At 63.1% G+C, this 18,167-nt stretch carries 11 protein-coding genes and 1 tRNA gene; 11 read left to right on the top strand and 1 reads right to left on the bottom strand.

From position 1 onward, the window contains the following. Positions 1–89: 89 nt before the first annotated feature. Complete coding sequence (locus QXZ85_RS22845; protein ID WP_316174888.1) at positions 90–1,313, bottom strand: serine hydrolase; 1,224 nt, start codon at positions 1,311–1,313, stop codon at positions 90–92. A 150-nt stretch (positions 1,314–1,463) separates the two neighbouring features. Here QXZ85_RS22845 and QXZ85_RS22840 point away from each other — a divergent pair. The 11 genes from QXZ85_RS22840 (at position 1,464) to QXZ85_RS22790 (ending at position 17,983) form a co-directional block, all read left to right on the top strand. Further along, positions 1,464–1,539, top strand: a tRNA-Trp gene (locus tag QXZ85_RS22840). A 342-nt stretch (positions 1,540–1,881) separates the two neighbouring features. Further along, positions 1,882–2,073 (top strand): preprotein translocase subunit SecE, encoded by a 192-nt coding sequence (secE, locus tag QXZ85_RS22835; protein WP_315705625.1) that lies wholly within the window; start codon positions 1,882–1,884, stop codon positions 2,071–2,073. After that, entirely contained in the window at positions 2,073–2,630 is a 558-nt protein-coding gene (nusG, locus tag QXZ85_RS22830; RefSeq protein ID WP_315705626.1) for a transcription termination/antitermination protein NusG, read from the top strand. Before secE ends, nusG begins: the two co-directional genes overlap by 1 nt. A 231-nt stretch (positions 2,631–2,861) precedes the next feature. Continuing rightward, on the top strand, positions 2,862–3,290 hold the full coding sequence (gene rplK, locus QXZ85_RS22825) for a 50S ribosomal protein L11 (RefSeq protein ID WP_011088164.1): 429 nt from the start codon (positions 2,862–2,864) through the stop codon (positions 3,288–3,290). A 6-nt stretch (positions 3,291–3,296) separates the two neighbouring features. Next, on the top strand, positions 3,297–3,989 hold the full coding sequence (gene rplA / locus QXZ85_RS22820; RefSeq protein ID WP_315705627.1) for a 50S ribosomal protein L1: 693 nt from the start codon (positions 3,297–3,299) through the stop codon (positions 3,987–3,989). Positions 3,990–4,079: 90 nt separating this feature from the next. Continuing rightward, the gene (locus QXZ85_RS22815; protein WP_316174890.1) at positions 4,080–5,030 is read left to right on the top strand and encodes a 2-hydroxyacid dehydrogenase; all 951 of its coding nucleotides are present in this window, start codon (positions 4,080–4,082) and stop codon (positions 5,028–5,030) included. Between the two features lie 595 nt (positions 5,031–5,625). After that, positions 5,626–6,144: a 50S ribosomal protein L10 gene (gene rplJ, locus QXZ85_RS22810; RefSeq protein WP_315705629.1), complete on the top strand. Its 519-nt coding sequence runs from the start codon at positions 5,626–5,628 to the stop codon at positions 6,142–6,144. A 60-nt stretch (positions 6,145–6,204) separates the two neighbouring features. Further along, entirely contained in the window at positions 6,205–6,582 is a 378-nt protein-coding gene (gene rplL / locus QXZ85_RS22805; protein ID WP_315705630.1) for a 50S ribosomal protein L7/L12, read from the top strand. Positions 6,583–7,143: 561 nt separating this feature from the next. Next, entirely contained in the window at positions 7,144–11,262 is a 4,119-nt protein-coding gene (gene rpoB / locus QXZ85_RS22800) for a DNA-directed RNA polymerase subunit beta (RefSeq protein ID WP_315705631.1), read from the top strand. 131 nt (positions 11,263–11,393) lie between these two features. Then, positions 11,394–15,593 carry a DNA-directed RNA polymerase subunit beta' gene (gene rpoC / locus QXZ85_RS22795; protein WP_315705632.1) on the top strand — a complete coding sequence of 1,400 codons (4,200 nt, stop codon included), beginning with the start codon at positions 11,394–11,396 and terminating at the stop codon, positions 15,591–15,593. 335 nt (positions 15,594–15,928) lie between these two features. Further along, positions 15,929–17,983 (top strand): FAD-dependent oxidoreductase, encoded by a 2,055-nt coding sequence (locus QXZ85_RS22790; RefSeq protein WP_315767997.1) that lies wholly within the window; start codon positions 15,929–15,931, stop codon positions 17,981–17,983. The last annotated feature ends 184 nt before the right edge of the window (positions 17,984–18,167 follow it).

Here is an 18,167-nt window from a genome sequence, read left to right as displayed (position 1 = left end):
TCCCGGCCATCCACGTCGAGCGACGGGCGCGGAAGAGCATTGGATGCCCGGGACGAGCCCGGGCATGACGAGCGGAGAGAGGTGCGAAACTACTCCACCGCCGCATACACGACGTCGCGCACGAGCGTGCGCAGGTAGTCGCGCTGGCCGGGACCTTGGGCCATGAAGACGCAAGTGAGCTCCTCCTTCGGATCGATCCAGAAGAAGGTGCCGGCGATCCCGCTCCAGAAGAAGGTGCCGGGCGAACCGGGGAAAGGCGCGACGCCGGCGTCCTTGCGCACCGCGAAGCCGAGGCCGAAACCGTGACCGGGGGAGAGGATCGTGCCCTCGATCTTGCAGCCGTGCGGCAGATGATCGGAGGCCATCAGCTCCAGCGTCTTGCGGCCGATCAGGCGGACGCCGTCCAGACTGCCGCCATTGAGCAGCATCTGGCAGAAGCGGGCATAGTCCATGGCGGTCGAGACCAGCCCGCCGCCGCCGGATTCCATGATCGGGCGCTCGATCATGTTGAAGAGCTGGACCTGCTCGCCGGTCCAGGGATCGCGCTCGAGCGGCTCGGCCAGACGTCCGGCATTGTGCTGCTCGGTATAGAAGCCGGTATCCGCCATGCCGAGGGGGCCGAGGATGCGCTCGGCGAGAAGGCTGCCGAGCGGCTTGCCGGAGACGATCTCGATGACGCGGCCGAGGATGTCGGTGGAGCGGCTGTAATTGAAGCCGGCGCCGGGCTGGCAGATCAGCGGCAGGCCGGCGACGATGGAGGCGTGTTCGGCATTGGTGATCTTGCGGCTGCGCACCCGCGACTGCTGATAGAGCTGGTGCACCGGGCCGGTCCCGGTGTGCTCGTAAGCGATCCCGGAGGTGTGGCGCAGCAGGTCCTGGATCGTGATGGGCCGCTCGAGCGGGACCAGTTCCAGCTCACCGCTGCCGGTCTCGACGCCGACCTTCTGGTCGGCGAATTCGGGAATGAACTTCGCGACGGGGTCGCTGAGCAGGAGTTCGCCGTCCTCGACCAGCATCATGATGGCGAGCGAGACGATCGGCTTGGTCATGGAGAAGATGCGGAAGATCGAATCCCGGGCCATCGGCGCATGGGAAGCCGGACTCTGCCGGCCGATGGCGTCGAACCAGCCGATCTGGCCGCGGCGGGCAACCAGCAGGGTCACGCCGGGCACGGTTCCCTTGTCGACCTCGCGCTTGAAGGCATCCGAGGCCCGCTGCAGCCGGGCCGCGGAGAGGCCGAGCTGCTCGGGTCGCGCTTCCGGGAGTGGCTGCGGGCGGGCACTCGAAGCGGGGCGGGCGGCGGGCACAGTCATGGTCTCTCCCTTGGATATTATTGTCGGCTTGCATCAAGTCTGGCCGAGATGCTGTGGTTTGAACAGCGGATTTGGCCCATTGCACCCTTGCATTCGGGGCTGCGACTATGCTTCAACGAGCGCGAACCGGCGACGCAGTCCCGGTTCGCTAGGAGTGTAGCTCAATTGGTAGAGCACCGGTCTCCAAAACCGGGGGTTGGGAGTTCGAGCCTCTCCACTCCTGCCAGCGAGATCAAGCACTTAAGCCCAGCTTTCAAAGAATCGGGTCGCGCAGGCGAAAGATCGGTTCGCGCTGTGAACGAGACGGGCGCAAGCGGCCTCGCGCATGCCCATATCTTGACCTTGGGCCCATCTGCCAGTAGATATCGCGCAACCTGCTGCCGGCCCGTGAGAAAAGCGGATTTCCGGCGCGGCTTTTCACTCCCCGAACAAGCGAGCCCGATTCCCGGCTCATCTCTCGAAACGAGGGTGGGCCAAAGACGGCTGTTCAAAAAGCACTGTTCGGATTCCATGCAAACTCTTTAATCGTCCGAAGACCTGATCGTCTGAAGACCACGCGGACCCCACGATGGCCACCAGCCCGTTCAAATTCCTGCAGGAAGTGCGCTCGGAGACCGCCAAGGTCACCTGGCCGAGCCGTCGCGAGACGATGATCACCACGATCATGGTGTTCGTGATGGTGGCGCTGGCCTCGGTCTTCTTCTTCGCCGCCGATCAGATCATTCGTTATCTCATCACCCTCGTGTTGGGCATTCACTGATGGCAACCGCAACGCAAACCGCCGACAAGCGCTGGTACATCGTCCACGCCTATTCGAACTTCGAGAAGAAGGTCGCTGAATCGATCCGCGAGCAGGCCAAGCAGCGCGGGCTGGAAGACCTGTTCGAGCAGGTGCTGGTGCCGATCGAGAAGGTCACCGAGGTGCGGCGCGGCCGCAAGTTCGATGCCGAGCGCAAGTTCTTCCCCGGCTATGTGCTGGTGAAGATGAAGCTGACCGACGAGGCGTTCCACCTGATCAAGAACACGCCCAAGGTGACCGGCTTCCTCGGCGCCGAGAACAAGCCGATGCCGATCTCCGAAGGCGAGGCGATGCGCATCCTGAACCAGATGCAGGAAGGCGTGGAGCGGCCGAAGTCGACCGTTTCGTTCGAGATCGGCGAGAACGTCCGCGTCGCCGACGGCCCGTTCGCCTCGTTCTCCGGCGTGGTCGAGGAAATCGACGAGGCCCGTTCGCGCCTGAAGGTCGCGGTGTCGATCTTCGGCCGCGCGACCCCGGTCGAACTCGAGTTCAACCAGGTCGAGAAGATCGCCGGCTAAGCTGGGAGCAGGGCATCCAGTCCTGCTTGAGACTTTCTTTTTCGCCCGATCTCGTGTATCGGGCGCCCTTCGCCCTCGACCGGTGTCGGGGGCATTTCGCTCGTGGGAGGCGCGGCCGGCATTGCCAGCCGGAGCCAAGCGTGCCGCACCACGGTCCCAAACCATCGCCGCGGGTTTTCCCGCAGCGGGCGTCCGTAACAGGCAAAGCGCGGGCGCATTGGAGATTGAATAATGGCAAAGAAAGTAACGGGATACCTGAAATTGCAGGTCCCGGCCGGGGCGGCGAACCCGTCGCCCCCGATCGGCCCCGCGCTCGGTCAGCGCGGTCTCAACATCATGGAGTTCTGCAAAGCGTTCAACGCGCAGACCCAGAAGGAAGAGAAGAACACCCCGATTCCGGTGATCATCACCATCTACGCGGACCGGTCCTTCACCTTCGAGATGAAGACCCCGCCGATGTCCTACTTCTTGAAGCAGGCCGCCAAGATCCAGTCCGGCTCGAAAGCTCCGGGCCGCGACAAGGCCGGCAAGGTGACCAAAGCGCAGGTGCGCGAGATCGCCGAGAAGAAGATGAAGGACTTGAATTGCGACACCATCGAATCGGCCATGAAGATGGTCGAGGGCTCGGCCCGCTCGATGGGTCTGGAAGTTGCGGGGTAAGGCGCCATGGCGATCGGAAAACGCTTGAAGACCGCCCGCGAGGGCATTGACCGCACGAAGCTCTATGCGCTTCCCGAGGCGATCAAGATGATCAAGGAGCGCGCAACCTCGAAGTTCGACGAGACCATCGAGGTCGCGATCAATCTCGGCGTCGACCCGCGCCATGCGGACCAGATGGTTCGCGGCGTGGTCATGCTGCCGAACGGCACCGGCCGCACCCTGCGCGTCGGCGTGTTCGCGCGCGGCGCCAAGGCGGACGAGGCCAGGGCCGCCGGCGCCGACGTGGTCGGCGCGGAGGATCTGGTCGAGAAGGTGCAGAACGGCAATATCGACTTCGACCGCTGCATCGCCACCCCCGACATGATGCCGCTGGTCGGCCGTCTCGGTAAGGTGCTCGGTCCGCGCGGCATGATGCCGAACCCGAAGATCGGGACCGTGACCATGGACGTCACCGGTGCGGTCAAGGGGGCCAAGGGCGGCTCTGTCGAGTTCCGGGTCGAGAAGGCCGGCATCATCCAGGCTGGCGTCGGCAAGGCCTCGTTCTCCGAGGAGAAGCTGGTCGAGAACATCAAGGCGCTCGCGGACGCGGTGGTGAAGGCGAAGCCGGCCGGTGCCAAGGGCACTTATGTCCAGCGCGTCGCGGTGTCCTCGACGATGGGCCCGGGCGTCAAGGTCGAGCCGGGCACCGTGCTCGCCTGATTTGGCGGCACATCATGTGAGAGTTTGAGAGCGGGGCCGGGCAACTGGTCCCGCTCTTGCTTTTTGAAGAGCGCGATGCCCGAGAGCGCCATGCCCGACAAAGTCCTGATCTACTCCCGCCTTCCCAAATCCCTGACCCAGCGTTTCTCTGCGGATTTCGACCTGCTCGACACCGCCGGCAAGCCGGCCAATGAAGTGTTTGCCGCCGAGGAATTGGCGCAGGTTCGCGCGCTGATCACCGCCGGCGGCACGCCGTTGCGCGCGGCTGACATGGACAGGCTGCCGGCGCTCGGGGCGATCATCTGCTACGGCACCGGCTACGATGGCGTGGACTTGAAGGCTGCCGCCGCGCGCAACATCGTGGTGGGTAATAGCCCGGGCGCCAACGCCTCGTCGGTCGCCGATGCCGCGCTGATGTTGCTGCTGGCGACGATGCGGCGGCTTCCGATCATCGATCCCTATGTGCGCAGCGGCGACTGGGTTGCGGCCAAGCCGTCGCCGCTGATGAAGCCGCCGTCAGGCCTGTCCGGCCGCAAGGTCGGCGTTTACGGCATGGGCGAGATCGGCCGCAAGATCGCGGCGCGCCTCGCGGCTTTCGAGACCGACATCGGCTATTTCAGCCGTACCCGCTACGACGACCTGCCGTATCGGTACTTGCCCAGCCTCGATGCGCTCGCCGAATGGTGCAGCGTGCTGATGATCGCAGTCCGGGCCGGCGCGGAGACGCATCATGCCGTCGATGCGGATCTCCTCAAGGCGCTCGGCGCCGATGGCTATGTCGTCAACATCTCTCGCGGTTCGGTGATCGATCAGGCTGCGCTGGTTGCTGCCCTGACCGATCATACGATCGCCGGCGCCGGGCTGGATGTGTTCGAAATCGAGCCGCATGCGCCTGACGAACTCACGCGACTGCCGAACGTGGTGCTGACCCCGCATATCGGCGGCAATACGCGGGAATCCCATGTCGCCATGCAGGGCTGTGTCGTCGCCAATCTGAAGGCGTTTTTTGCCGGGGAGAGGTTGCCGTTCCCGGTCAAGTGACACGAGACGGCCTGCGCGCAGGCTGGCGGTCCGAACGTGTTGGGCGCCCGAGCCGCTGGCCCCCGAACTGGTGTGAATTTTGCTCTTGGCAAGTCGGTGGAGACCGGCTAAATACCGCGCTCCGGACGTGCTGGCTTGGCTGGCACGTCCACGCTCGCATTCCGAATAGAGACGAACAGGAGATCATTCCTTTCAGGACGTCCCTCGCGGATCACCCGAAAGGAAGGATGGCCGTTCTCTTTTGCGGCGTGCGAGTCAGGGGCCTTTCGGCTTGCCGAGCGGCCCCGATCCTGTCCGAGACTGCAGGCGCCCGCGAGAATATGCGAATATTCTCTAAGGCTTAATCTGATGGCCTGCATAGACGGGTGAAGACCGGATTTCTCGCATCGCGCCGCTTTCGGCGGTTGGGATGCAGGTTTGGTTCGAACCTCGACACTCCGTCTCCTCAAAGGGGCGGAAGGGCAGGCTATTGAAGTCGTCGTGCCGCCCTGCGTGTCCTTAATGGTTCTTAACCGAAGGTCAGGTTTGGCGGGACGATGGGTGCAACCCGGCGGTCCCGCCTATGGCAAAGGCCGCCAACCGGAGAGAGCTTGCTGTGGAACGAGCGGCAAAGAAAGAGGCGGTCGAGCAGCTGCACGAGGTCTTCAAGACCACGGGCGTTGCCGTCGTCGCTCATTATTCCGGCCTCACCGTGGCCCAGATGCAGACCCTGCGCAAGCAGATGAAGCAGGCGGGCGCGTCGGTGAAGGTCTCGAAGAACCGTCTCGCCAAAATTGCTCTTGAAGGCACGGACGTCGTCGGCATCGGTTCCCTGTTGAAGGGGCCGACCGTGATCGCAACTTCGAACGATCCTGTCGCGGCGCCCAAGGTTGCCATGGAATTTGCCAAGGCGAACGAAAAGTTCGTCATCCTCGGCGGCTCCATGGGTAAAACCGTCCTGAATGTCGACAGCGTCAAGGCTCTCGCCTCGCTGCCGTCGCTGGACGAACTGCGCGGCAAGCTCGTCGGCCTGATCCAGGCTCCGGCGACCAAGCTCGCCCAGCTCGCCAATGCACCCGCGGCCAAGGTCGCGCGCGTCATTCAGGCTCATGCCTCAAAGGGCGAAGCGGCCTGACGCCCTTCGCAAACACTCACAACCTGGTTTCGAACCGAACCACATTAAGGAAGTACATCAATGGCTGACTTGCAGAAAATCGTCGACGACCTGTCGAGCCTCACCGTGCTCGAGGCCGCTGAGCTCGCCAAGCTGCTGGAAGAGAAGTGGGGCGTGTCCGCCGCGGCTGCGGTGGCTGTCGCTGCTCCGGGTGCTGGTGGCGCTGCCGCCGCTCCGGTCGAAGAGAAGACCGACTTCACGGTCGTTCTGGCCGCTGCCGGCGACAAGAAGATCGAGGTCATCAAGGAAGTCCGCGCCATCACCGGCCTGGGCCTGAAGGAAGCCAAGGACCTCGTCGAGGGTGCGCCGAAGCCGCTGAAGGAAGGCGTGAACAAGGACGAGGCCGAGAAGATCAAGGCTCAGCTCGAGAAGGCTGGCGCCAAGGTCGAGCTCAAGTAAGCACGGCTTGCTTCAGCTGAGATTCTGGCCGAGCGACGGCGAGGTTGGGGTCTTTTGCCAAATGTTTCGGTGGTCGGGAGGACGAAAGTCACCCGGCCATCGCGCACGAGAGATTGTGGTGGTATCCCGTGCTGGATCGGGCGCCCTGCGGGAGCTGGTGCAAAAGGCGTGCAAAGGGAGCGTCCAATGCGCGTCAAACACGAAAATGTGTGGGGATCTAGGGGCTTGCCCCTCGAATCTCGGTTATTGTCGCCCCATATTGGGTCGGCAGCACGAAAAGCCGATCGTGCAGGGAGCGGCGAGGTTTCCTGTGCAGGCCGTTGGGAGATAGGCAATTTCGGGCTTTTGCAGTCCGTAACGAGATGGTTCTGACGAGCGGGTGCGTCTTTGCGCCCCGCGCGTCGTTTTGCGTTTTGATGGTCTGAAGAACGAATTTGGGACGCTTCGGTTCCGAACCTTGTGCTTCCGATCTTCGAGATGGATCGAAATTCAACCCGAATAGCGGTGGCAGCCGCAGGTTCGGAAGGTCCGCCCCTCCGGGCGACGAAATGAGAGGCCACGATGGCGCAGCAGACATTCACCGGTCGCAAACGCGTTCGCAAGTTTTTTGGACACATCAAGGAAGTCGCCGAGATGCCGAACCTCATCGAGGTTCAAAAGGCGTCTTATGACCAGTTCCTGATGGTGGACGAGCCGGCAGGCGGCCGGGCGGACGAAGGCTTGCAGGCGGTGTTCCGCTCGGTGTTCCCGATCTCCGATTTCTCGGGCACCTCGATGCTGGAGTTCGTTCGCTACGAGTTCGAGCCGCCGAAATACGACGTCGACGAGTGCCGTCAGCGCGGCATGACCTTTGCTGCGCCGCTCAAGGTGACGCTGCGCCTCATCGTGTTCGATATCGATGAAGAGACCGGTGCGAAGTCGGTCAAGGACATCAAGGAGCAGGACGTGTACATGGGCGACATTCCGCTCATGACCATGAACGGCACCTTCATCGTCAACGGCACCGAGCGCGTCATCGTCTCGCAGATGCACCGTTCGCCGGGCGTGTTCTTCGACCACGACAAGGGTAAGACCCACTCCTCGGGCAAGCTCCTGTTCGCCGCTCGCGTCATTCCCTATCGCGGCTCCTGGCTCGACATCGAGTTCGACGCCAAGGACGTAGTGTTCGCGCGCATCGACCGTCGCCGCAAGATTCCGGTGACGTCGCTGATGTTCGCGCTCGGTCTCGATGGCGAGCAGATCCTGTCGACCTTCTACAAGAAGATCATCTACAAGCGCGCCAAGGACGGTTGGCGCGTGCCGTTCGATGCCAACCGGTTCCGTGGCTACTCGACCGCCAACGACCTGATCGATGCCGATACCGGCAAGGTCGTGCTCGAAGCCGGCAAGAAGCTCACCGTGCGTGCCGCCCGCCAGCTTCAGGAGAAGGGGCTGAAAGCCCTGCGCATGGGCGACGAGGAACTGCTCGGCAATTACATCGCCGAGGACCTCGTCAACCCGAAGACCGGCGAGATCTTTGCCGAAGCGGGCGATGAGATCACCGACAAGCTCATGAAGGTGTTGAACGAGCAGGGCTACAAGGACCTGCCGCTGCTCGACATCGACCACGTCAATGTCGGTCCCTACATCCGCAACACACTTTCGGCCGACAAGAACATGACGCGCGAGGACGCGTTGTTCGACATCTACCGCGTGATGCGTCCGGGCGAGCCGCCGACGCTCGATTCGGCGCAGGCGATGTTCCAGTCGCTGTTCTTCGATGCCGAGCGTTACGACCTCTCCGCGGTCGGTCGCGTCAAGATGAACATGCGCCTCGAGCTCGATGCGCCGGATACCCAGCGCACGCTGCGCAAGGAAGACATCCTGGCGGTCATCAAGACCCTGGTCGACCTGCGCGACGGCAAGGGCGAGATCGACGACATCGACCATCTCGGCAACCGCCGTGTCCGTTCGGTCGGCGAGCTGATGGAGAATCAGTACCGCATCGGCCTGCTCCGCATGGAGCGTGCCATCAAGGAGCGCATGTCGAGCGTCGACATCGACACCGTGATGCCGCAGGACCTGATCAACGCCAAGCCAGCCGCGGCCGCGGTGCGCGAGTTCTTCGGCTCGTCGCAGCTGTCGCAGTTCATGGACCAGACCAACCCGCTGTCGGAGATCACCCACAAGCGCCGCCTGTCGGCGCTTGGCCCGGGCGGTCTGACCCGCGAGCGCGCCGGCTTCGAAGTGCGCGACGTGCACCCGACGCATTACGGCCGTATCTGTCCGATCGAGACGCCGGAAGGTCCGAACATCGGCCTGATCAATTCGCTCGCGACCTTTGCCCGCGTCAACAAATACGGCTTCGTCGAGACGCCGTATCGCAAGGTAAAGGACGGCCGCGTCACCGACGAAGTGGTCTATCTGTCGGCCATGGAAGAGGGGCGTTATCGCGTCGCGCAGGCCAACGTGCCGCTGGATGCGAAGGGGCGCTTCACCGAAGACCTCGTGGTCTGCCGTCATGCCGGCGAAGTCGTGCCGATGACGCCGGACAAGGTCGACTACATGGACGTGTCGCCGAAGCAACTCGTCTCCGTCGCCGCGGCGTTGATCCCGTTCCTCGAGAACGACGACGCCAACCGCGCGCTGATGGGCTCGAACATGCAGCGCCAGGCGGTGCCGCTGGTTCGCGCCGAGGCGCCGTTCGTCGGCACCGGCATGGAGGGTGTCGTGGCCCGCGACTCGGGGGCTGCGATCGCGGCCCGCCGTTCGGGCGTCATCGACCAGATCGACGCCACCCGCGTCGTCATCCGCGCCACGGAAGATCTCGATCCGACCAAGTCGGGCGTCGATATCTACCGGCTGATGAAGTATCAGCGCTCCAACCAATCGACCTGCATCAACCAGCGTCCGCTGGTGAAGGTCGGCGATATCGTCAAGAAGGGCGACATCATCGCCGACGGTCCGTCGACCGATCTCGGCGAGCTCGCGCTCGGCCGCAACGTGCTGGTCGCGTTCATGCCGTGGAACGGCTACAACTTCGAAGACTCGATCCTCTTGTCCGAGCGGATCGTGAAGGAAGACGTCTTCACCTCGATCCACATCGAGGAGTTCGAGGTGATGGCCCGCGACACCAAGCTCGGTCCTGAGGAAATCACCCGCGACATTCCGAACGTCTCGGAAGAAGCGCTGAAGAACCTCGACGAGGCCGGCATCGTCTATATCGGCGCGGAAGTGCGTGCCGGCGACATCCTGGTCGGCAAGATCACGCCGAAGGGCGAAAGCCCGATGACGCCGGAAGAGAAGCTGCTCCGCGCCATCTTCGGCGAGAAGGCCTCCGACGTGCGCGACACCTCGCTGCGGGTGCCGCCGGGCGTGCAGGGCACGATTGTCGAAGTGCGAGTGTTCAACCGCCACGGCGTCGACAAGGACGAACGTGCTCTGGCGATCGAGCGGGAAGAGATCGAGCGTCTGGCCAAGGACCGCGACGACGAGCAGGCGATCCTGGACCGCAACGTCTACAGCCGTCTCGCCGACATGCTGGAGGGCCGGCAGGGCATCTCCGGTCCGAAGGGCTTCAAGAAGGACACCAAGATCACGCGCGCGGTGCTCGACGAGTATCCGAAGTCGCAGTGGTGGCTGTTCGCCTCGCCGAACGACAAGCTGATGGCCGAGATCGAGGCCATGCGGAAGCAGTACGACGAGTCGAAGAAGGGGCTTGAACAGCGCTTCCTCGACAAGGTCGAGAAGCTGCAGCGTGGCGACGAGCTGCCGCCGGGCGTGATGAAGATGGTCAAGGTCTTCGTCGCGGTGAAGCGCAAGATCCAGCCGGGCGACAAGATGGCCGGCCGTCACGGCAACAAGGGCGTCGTCTCCAAGATCGTTCCGATCGAGGACATGCCGTTCCTCGAGGACGGCACCCATGCGGACATCGTGCTGAACCCGCTCGGCGTGCCCTCGCGCATGAACGTCGGGCAGATCCTCGAGACCCATCTCGGCTGGGCTTGCGCCGGCCTCGGCAAGCGCATCGCCCAGACGGTCGATGCCTACCTGTCGAAGCAGGACGTCAAGCCGCTGAAGGAGACCTTGAAGCGGATCTACGGCGATGACGAGACCATCAAGACGCTCAACGACAACGAGTTGATCGAGCTTGGTCACAATCTGAGCCGCGGCGTGCCGATCGCCACGCCGGTGTTCGACGGCGCCAAGGAGGCCGACATCGAGGAGATGTTGAAGCTCGCCGGCCTCGACGCATCCGGTCAGTCGACGGTCTATGACGGCCGCACCGGCGATGCGTTCGATCGCAAGGTGACGGTCGGCTACATCTACATGCTGAAGCTGCACCATCTGGTCGACGACAAGATCCATGCGCGCTCGATCGGCCCGTACTCGCTGGTCACCCAGCAGCCGCTGGGCGGCAAGGCCCAGTTCGGCGGCCAGCGCTTCGGCGAAATGGAGGTGTGGGCGCTCGAAGCTTACGGCGCGGCCTACACGCTGCAGGAGATGCTCACGGTGAAGTCGGACGACGTCGCCGGCCGCACCAAGGTCTACGAGGCGATCGTCCGCGGCGACGACACGTTCGAAGCCGGTATTCCGGAATCGTTCAACGTGCTGGTCAAGGAAATGCGCTCGCTCGGCCTCAACGTCGACCTGCACAACTCCAAGATGGGACCGGCGCCGACATCGGAAGCCGCAGAGTAGTTCAAGTCATCAGGCCCGGCCGTGAGTGACGGCCGGGCATCGGCATCTTGCCCACGGGTCAGGGCAGGGCGCTTTATGAAAGAGATTTTCGAATTTGCTGCCGGCCCCGATCGGCATGCGAGGAGAAGACGATGAACCAAGAAATTATGAATCTCTTCAATCCGACGACGCCGGCTCAGGTCTTCGACCAGATCCGGATCTCGATCGCGAGCCCTGAGAAGATTCTGTCCTGGTCCTACGGCGAGATCAAGAAGCCGGAAACGATCAACTACCGCACCTTCAAGCCCGAGCGCGACGGATTGTTCTGCGCCCGCATCTTCGGGCCGATCAAGGACTATGAGTGCTTGTGCGGCAAGTACAAGCGGATGAAGTACAAGGGCATCATCTGCGAAAAGTGCTCGGTCGAGGTGACGCTGTCGCGCGTCCGGCGCGAGCGCATGGGCCATATCGAGCTTGCAGCTCCCGTCGCCCACATCTGGTTCTTGAAGTCGCTGCCCTCGCGCATCGGCCTCCTGCTCGACATGACGTTGAAGGATCTCGAGCGGATCCTGTACTTCGAATATTACGTCGTGCTGGAGCCGGGAACGACCACGCTGAAGGAACGTCAGCTGCTGTCGGAAGACGAGTATCTGAAGGCGCAGGACGAGTTCGGCCAGGACAACTTCACCGCCATGATCGGCGCCGAAGCGATCCGCGAGCTGTTGCGCGGGCTCGAGCTTGAGAAGCTCGAGGCCACCTTGCGCGTGGAGATGCAGGAGACCGACTCCGACATCAAGCACAAGAAGCTCGCCAAGCGGCTGAAGATCGTGGAAGCGTTCCGCCATTCCGGTAACAAGCCGGAATGGATGATCATGACCGTGGTTCCGGTGATCCCGCCGGATCTGCGGCCGCTGGTGCCGCTCGACGGCGGTCGTTTCGCGACTTCGGACCTCAACGACCTCTACCGCCGCGTCATCAACCGCAACAACCGCCTGAAGCGGCTGATGGAGCTGCGCGCTCCTGACATCATCATCCGCAACGAAAAGCGCATGCTGCAGGAGGCTGTCGACGCATTGTTCGACAACGGCCGCCGCGGCCGCGTCATCACCGGCGCCAACAAGCGGCCGCTGAAATCGCTCGCCGACATGCTGAAGGGCAAGCAGGGCCGCTTCCGTCAGAACCTGCTCGGCAAGCGCGTCGACTATTCGGGCCGTTCGGTGATCGTGGTCGGTCCCGAGCTGCGCCTGCATCAGTGCGGCCTGCCGAAGAAGATGGCGCTCGAGCTGTTCAAGCCGTTCATCTATTCGCGGCTTGACGCGAAGGGCCTGTCGACGACCGTCAAGCAGGCCAAGAAGCTGGTCGAGAAGGAGCGGCCCGAGGTCTGGGACATCCTGGACGAGGTCATCCGCGAGCATCCGGTGCTCTTGAACCGCGCGCCGACCCTGCATCGCCTCGGCATTCAGGCGTTCGAGCCGGTGTTGATCGAGGGCAAGGCGATCCAGCTGCATCCGCTGGTCTGCTCGGCGTTCAACGCCGACTTCGACGGCGACCAGATGGCCGTGCACGTTCCGCTGTCGCTCGAAGCGCAGCTGGAAGCGCGCGTCCTGATGATGTCGACCAACAACATCCTGCATCCGGCCAACGGTCAGCCGATCATCGTGCCGTCGCAGGACATCGTGCTCGGCCTCTACTACGTCTCGATCATGCGCGAAGGCATGGCCGGTCAGGGCATGGCGTTCGGCAACATGGCCGAGCTCGAGCATGCGCTGCATGCCAAGGCCATCCATCTCCACAGCAAGATCAAGTATCGCTGGGAGGGCATGGACGAGACCGGCAAGGTCGCCAAGCGCTGGATCGAAACCACCGCGGGCCGCGTGATGCTCGGCAATCTCCTGCCGAAGCATCCGCGCGTGACGTTCGAGGTCATCAACAAGCTGATGACCAAGCGCGAAATCTCGGGCGTCATCGATCAGGTCTATCGTCACTGCGGCCAGAAGGAGACGGTGATCTTCTGCGACCGCATCATGGCGCTCGGCTTCTACAACGCCTTCAAGGCGGGCATCTCGTTCGGCAAGGACGACATGGTCGTGCCGCAAGGCAAGTGGAAGATCGTCGACACCACCCGTACGCTGGCGAAGGATTTCGAGCAGCAGTACAATGACGGTCTGATCACCCATGGCGAGAAGTACAACAAGGTCGTCGACGCTTGGTCGAAGGCCAGCGAAGAGATCGCCAAGGAGATGATGAAGGAGATCTCCGTCACCAAGAAGACGGCGACGGGGGCGGATGCCGACATCAACTCGATCTACATGATGTCGCATTCCGGTGCGCGCGGTTCGCCGGCCCAGATGCGTCAGCTCGCCGGCATGCGCGGCCTGATGGCCAAGCCGTCGGGTGAGATCATCGAGACGCCGATCATCTCGAACTTCAAGGAAGGTCTCTCGGTTCTCGAGTACTTCAACTCGACCCACGGTGCCCGCAAGGGCCTCGCGGACACCGCGTTGAAGACCGCGAACTCGGGTTACCTGACCCGTCGTCTGGTCGACGTCGCGCAGGACTGCATCATCACGCAGGACGATTGCGGCACTCATCTTGGCATCAAGATGCGCGCGATCGTCGACGCCGGCACCCTGGTGGCTTCGCTCGGCTCGCGCATCCTGGGCCGCGTGCCCTGCGATGACGTGCGGGATCCCGCCACCAACGCCGTGTTGGTCAAAGCCGGCACGCTGATGGAGGAGAGCCACATCGACGCCATCCAGCAGGCGGGCGTGCAGGAGGTGAAGATCCGTTCGGCGCTGACCTGCGAGCTGGTCAACGGCATCTGCAAGATGTGCTACGGCCGCGACCTCGCACGCGGTACGCCGGTCAACCACGGTGAGGCTGTCGGTGTCATCGCCGCGCAGTCGATCGGTGAGCCCGGCACCCAGCTGACGATGCGCACCTTCCACATCGGTGGCGCTGCGCAGCTGAACGAGCAGTCCTTCGTCGAATCGAACTTCGAAGGCAAGGTGGTCATCAGGAACAAGGCGATCGCTCGCAACAGCGAAGGTCACCTGATCGCGATGGTCCGCAACATGGTCGTGACGATCGTCGACCCCGACGGCACCGAACGTGCGACGCACCGTATCCAGTACGGCTCGCGCATGCATGTGGACGACGGCGACATGATCAAGCGCGGCCAGCGCATCGCCGAGTGGGATCCTTACACCCGCCCGGTGCTGTCGGAAGCCGAGGGCACCATCGACTTCGAGGATCTGCTCGAAGGCCAGTCGATCTCCGAGACGCTCGACGAGTCGACCGGTATCGCCAAGCGTGTCGTCATCGATTGGCGCTCGACGCGTGGCGGCGCCGATCTGCGGCCCGCGATCGTGGTCAAGGGCAAGGACGGCAAGGTGCTGAAGCTCGCCCGCGGCGGCGACGCCCGCTACATGCTTCCGGTCGACGCCATCCTGTCGGTCGACGTCGGATCGACGGTCAAGTCGGGCGACATCCTGTCCCGTATCTCGACCGAGAGCGCCAAGACGCGTGACATCACCGGCGGTCTGCCGCGGGTGGCGGAACTGTTCGAAGCGCGCAAGCCGAAGGACGCAGCGATCATCGCTGAGATCGCAGGCACCATCCGCTTCGGCCGGGACTACAAGAACAAGCGTCGCATCTCGATCGAGCCCGTCGACAAGACCGAGGAGCCGCGCGAGTACCTGATCCCGAAGGGCAAGCACATCCACCTGCAGGACGGCGATATCGTCGAAAAGGGCGATTTCATCGTCGAGGGCAATCCGGCACCGCACGACATCCTGGCCATCAAGGGCATCGAGGAACTCGCAGCCTATCTGGTCAACGAGATCCAGGAGGTCTACCGGCTGCAGGGCGTGCTCATCAACGACAAGCACATCGAGGTGATTGTCCGTCAGATGCTGCAGAAGGTGGAGATCACCGACCAGGGCGACACCGACATGATCTCGGGCGAACAGGTCGACAAGATCGAGTTCGACGCGACCAACGCGAAGGCGAAGGAGGAGGGCAGGAAGCCCGCCACCGGCACCCCGGTTCTGCTCGGCATCACCAAGGCGAGCTTGCAGACCCGTTCGTTCTTCTCGGCGGCATCGTTCCAGGAGACCACGCGCGTCCTCACGGAAGCGGCGGTCAACGGCAAGATCGACCCGCTCGAGGGCCTGAAGGAGAACGTCATCGTCGGTCGCCTGATCCCGGCCGGCACCGGCGCCTCCATGGCGCGCATCCGCGAAGTCGCCGTGAAGCGGGACAAGCTCATTCTCGACGAGCGCGAGAAGCAGGCCGCGATCGTGCCGAGCACTCCGGAGCCGCAGCCGCTCGCGTTGCCGCCGGCGGAGTAGCCGTAAATCTACGGAGCGCGCGTCGGCGCGCTCCGGCGTTCATTCATCGAACGGAGAAAAGGCCGGCTGTCGCCGGCCTTTTTTTAACATTTTTTTGTCCTGTTGCAGGGGCACATCCCCGTTGTTCATCTTCCCTTCAGGCAAAGAGGCGCTTCTGGTGCCGTCTGATCCGCCATAATGATCTCCACCGACCGCCATCACGACGCGCCGATTTGCTTAAGCGCAAACCCTGTGTGGACTGGCTGCGCTATGGCCGATCGAGCCCCGAGGGTGGCAGACCCCCCTGAGATCGACGACCGGCGACGTCACGGACGTCCGGAGATAGCGGAACGCAGATGCTTGACCTTGCGATTGTAGGCGGTGGCCCCGGCGGGCTGATGAGCGCCTGGTACCTCAGGAAAAAGTTGGGTGACCTTTGCAAGGTCACGATCTTCGAAGCGTCCGATCGGCTGGGCGGCAAGATCGTCACGCGCAAGTTCGATACCGCGCCTGCGATCTACGAAGCGGGCGTCGCCGAAATCTACGATTATTCGATGAGCGGGCCGGATCCCCTGCGCGAGCTGATCCAGCATTTCGGCCTGCAGACCATCCCGATGGATGCGCTCCAGGTGCAGCTCGACGGCGAGTTGCTCGACGACGTTCCCGGCCTGCGCCGCAAATATGGGCCGAAGACGGCCGCCGCCGTCGAGGCGTTCCGCCAGCGCTGCACCGAGGTGATGTCACCGGTCGAATATTACGAGGGCGTCGGCGCGCACGATAACGAGCATCCCTGGGCCTATGTCTCCTGCGAGGAGCTGCTCGACAAGGAAGTCGATGATCCCACCGCCAAGCGCTTCTTCAAGGTGATGGCGCGCTCCGACATCGCGACCGAGGCCCACAACACCAATGGGCTGAATGCGCTGAAGAACTTCGTGATGGATATCGACGGCTATATCGGCCTGTATTCCATCCAGAACGGCAATGAGCAGCTGATCGAGGGCTTGCGCTCCGAGGTCGACGCCGACATCCAGCTCAATCATCGTGTGCTGAAGGTCGGCAAGACCGCGTCCGGCCGCTACCGGATCAACATGATGAACGGCAAGGGGCCGGAGACGCGGGAGTTCGACCTGGTGCTGGTCTGCCTGCCGCATTCCTGGCTTGCCACCCTCGGCTGGGAAGGTGAAAGCCTGCGTAAGTCGATGGTCAAGCACGTCGCCTATTTCGACCGTCCTGCGCATTACTTGCGCGTCTCGATCCTGTTCGACGAGCCGTTCTGGGGTGACAAGATCCCGGGCTCCTGGTTCATGTCGGAAGCGTTCGGCGGCTGCTGCATCTACAATGAGGGCTCGCGCCATGATGTCGGCCGGCACGGCGTCCTGAACTGGCTGATTGCCGGCTCGGATGCGCTCGCCTTCGCCAATCTGTCAGATCAGGAATTGATCGACGCTGCGCTGAAATCGCTGCCGGCGGCGTTTGGCGACGCCCGCGCGCATTTCATGGAAGGCAAGATCCATCGTTGGCTGTCGTCGGTGAACGCCTTGCCGGGCGGCTTGCCGGTGCGCGATGTCATGACCAATCATCGGCCCGATCCGAAGGAGCATCCCGGCATCGTGCTGGTCGGCGACTATCTGTTCGATTCGACCTTGAACGGTCTGCTCGATTCGTCGGACGCCGCGACCGACATCATCCTGACCGAGATGATACGGCTACGTCGCGCCCGGGCGCAGTCCGAGAAGCCGCTCTCGGACAAGATCGATCGCGAGTATTTCGAGAACTATCGCGGGCAAGGGCCTTATAGCGAGGCCTGGCAGCAATTCACCGATCCGGCCTATCTGACCGACCTGATCAAGATCGTCTGGAACCGCGCCCGCGGCTACAAGCTCCTGGTTGCCGGGTCGGCGAGCGGCGAACTGGTCGGCGCGTTGCGCGACCGCGGTATCGATGCCTGGGGCATCGAGAACAACCGCTACATCCATGGCAAGACGCCGAAGGCGCTGAAGAAGTTCAACAAGCTCGGTTCGGTCACCGACATGCCGTTCAAGGATGGCGAGTTCGACTTCGTGTTCGAAACCAGCCTCTGCCATGTGGCGGAAAGGCAGGTGCCTCGCGCAATCCGCGAACTCAACCGCGTGGTCAAGACGGGCCTGGTGTTCGGCTCCATCACCTCCGACATGGCGCCGGCGCTGATCGACCGCTACGATCTGTTGCGGGGCGTGAAGAAGCTCGGCACCTGGTGGGAATGGTCGGAGCTGTTCTTCGGCAACGGCTTCGACCTGTCGATGCATCGCCACGACTGTACCGACGCATTGTGGGCGGCGACGCTGGCCGCCAACAAGGGGCCGGGCCACTGGTATGCCGACGCGGACAGCCTGCGCTATTCGTTCTTTGACAAGGTCAAGGACGAGGACTGAGGCGGCCGCGCCTGTCGTGCCCCTATGTGCCGGGGGCATGTTCCGAAAAACGGAAGCCGGACGGCAAATGCCCGCCCGACTGTGCAGAAGGCCCGCGAGCAACGGTCTTCTGTCATCCATGATGCGTCGCGTTGTCGTGGGAATGCTGGCTGCGGCGGATCGCAGATGTTAAAGCCGGAGCGCT

Origin of the sequence: Bradyrhizobium sp. SZCCHNGR1005 (assembly GCF_032489995.1) — a bacterium.
GTDB lineage: Bacteria > Pseudomonadota > Alphaproteobacteria > Rhizobiales > Xanthobacteraceae > Bradyrhizobium.
Note: the sequence above shows the minus strand (reverse complement) of the source record. Positions and strands in the feature narration are given on the sequence as shown.

Excerpts from the sequence above, each read along its gene's own strand:
- QXZ85_RS22845 (WP_316174888.1), bottom strand. The coding sequence starts at position 1,313 with ATGACTGTGCCCGCCGCCCGCCCCGCTTCGAGTGCCCGCCCGCAGCCA.
- secE (WP_315705625.1), top strand. The coding sequence starts at position 1,882 with ATGGCCACCAGCCCGTTCAAATTCCTGCAGGAAGTGCGCTCGGAGACC.
- nusG (WP_315705626.1), top strand. The coding sequence starts at position 2,073 with ATGGCAACCGCAACGCAAACCGCCGACAAGCGCTGGTACATCGTCCAC.
- rplK (WP_011088164.1), top strand. The coding sequence starts at position 2,862 with ATGGCAAAGAAAGTAACGGGATACCTGAAATTGCAGGTCCCGGCCGGG.
- rplA (WP_315705627.1), top strand. The coding sequence starts at position 3,297 with ATGGCGATCGGAAAACGCTTGAAGACCGCCCGCGAGGGCATTGACCGC.
- QXZ85_RS22815 (WP_316174890.1), top strand. The coding sequence starts at position 4,080 with ATGCCCGACAAAGTCCTGATCTACTCCCGCCTTCCCAAATCCCTGACC.
- rplL (WP_315705630.1), top strand. The coding sequence starts at position 6,205 with ATGGCTGACTTGCAGAAAATCGTCGACGACCTGTCGAGCCTCACCGTG.
- rpoB (WP_315705631.1), top strand. The coding sequence starts at position 7,144 with ATGGCGCAGCAGACATTCACCGGTCGCAAACGCGTTCGCAAGTTTTTT.
- rpoC (WP_315705632.1), top strand. The coding sequence starts at position 11,394 with ATGAACCAAGAAATTATGAATCTCTTCAATCCGACGACGCCGGCTCAG.
- QXZ85_RS22790 (WP_315767997.1), top strand. The coding sequence starts at position 15,929 with ATGCTTGACCTTGCGATTGTAGGCGGTGGCCCCGGCGGGCTGATGAGC.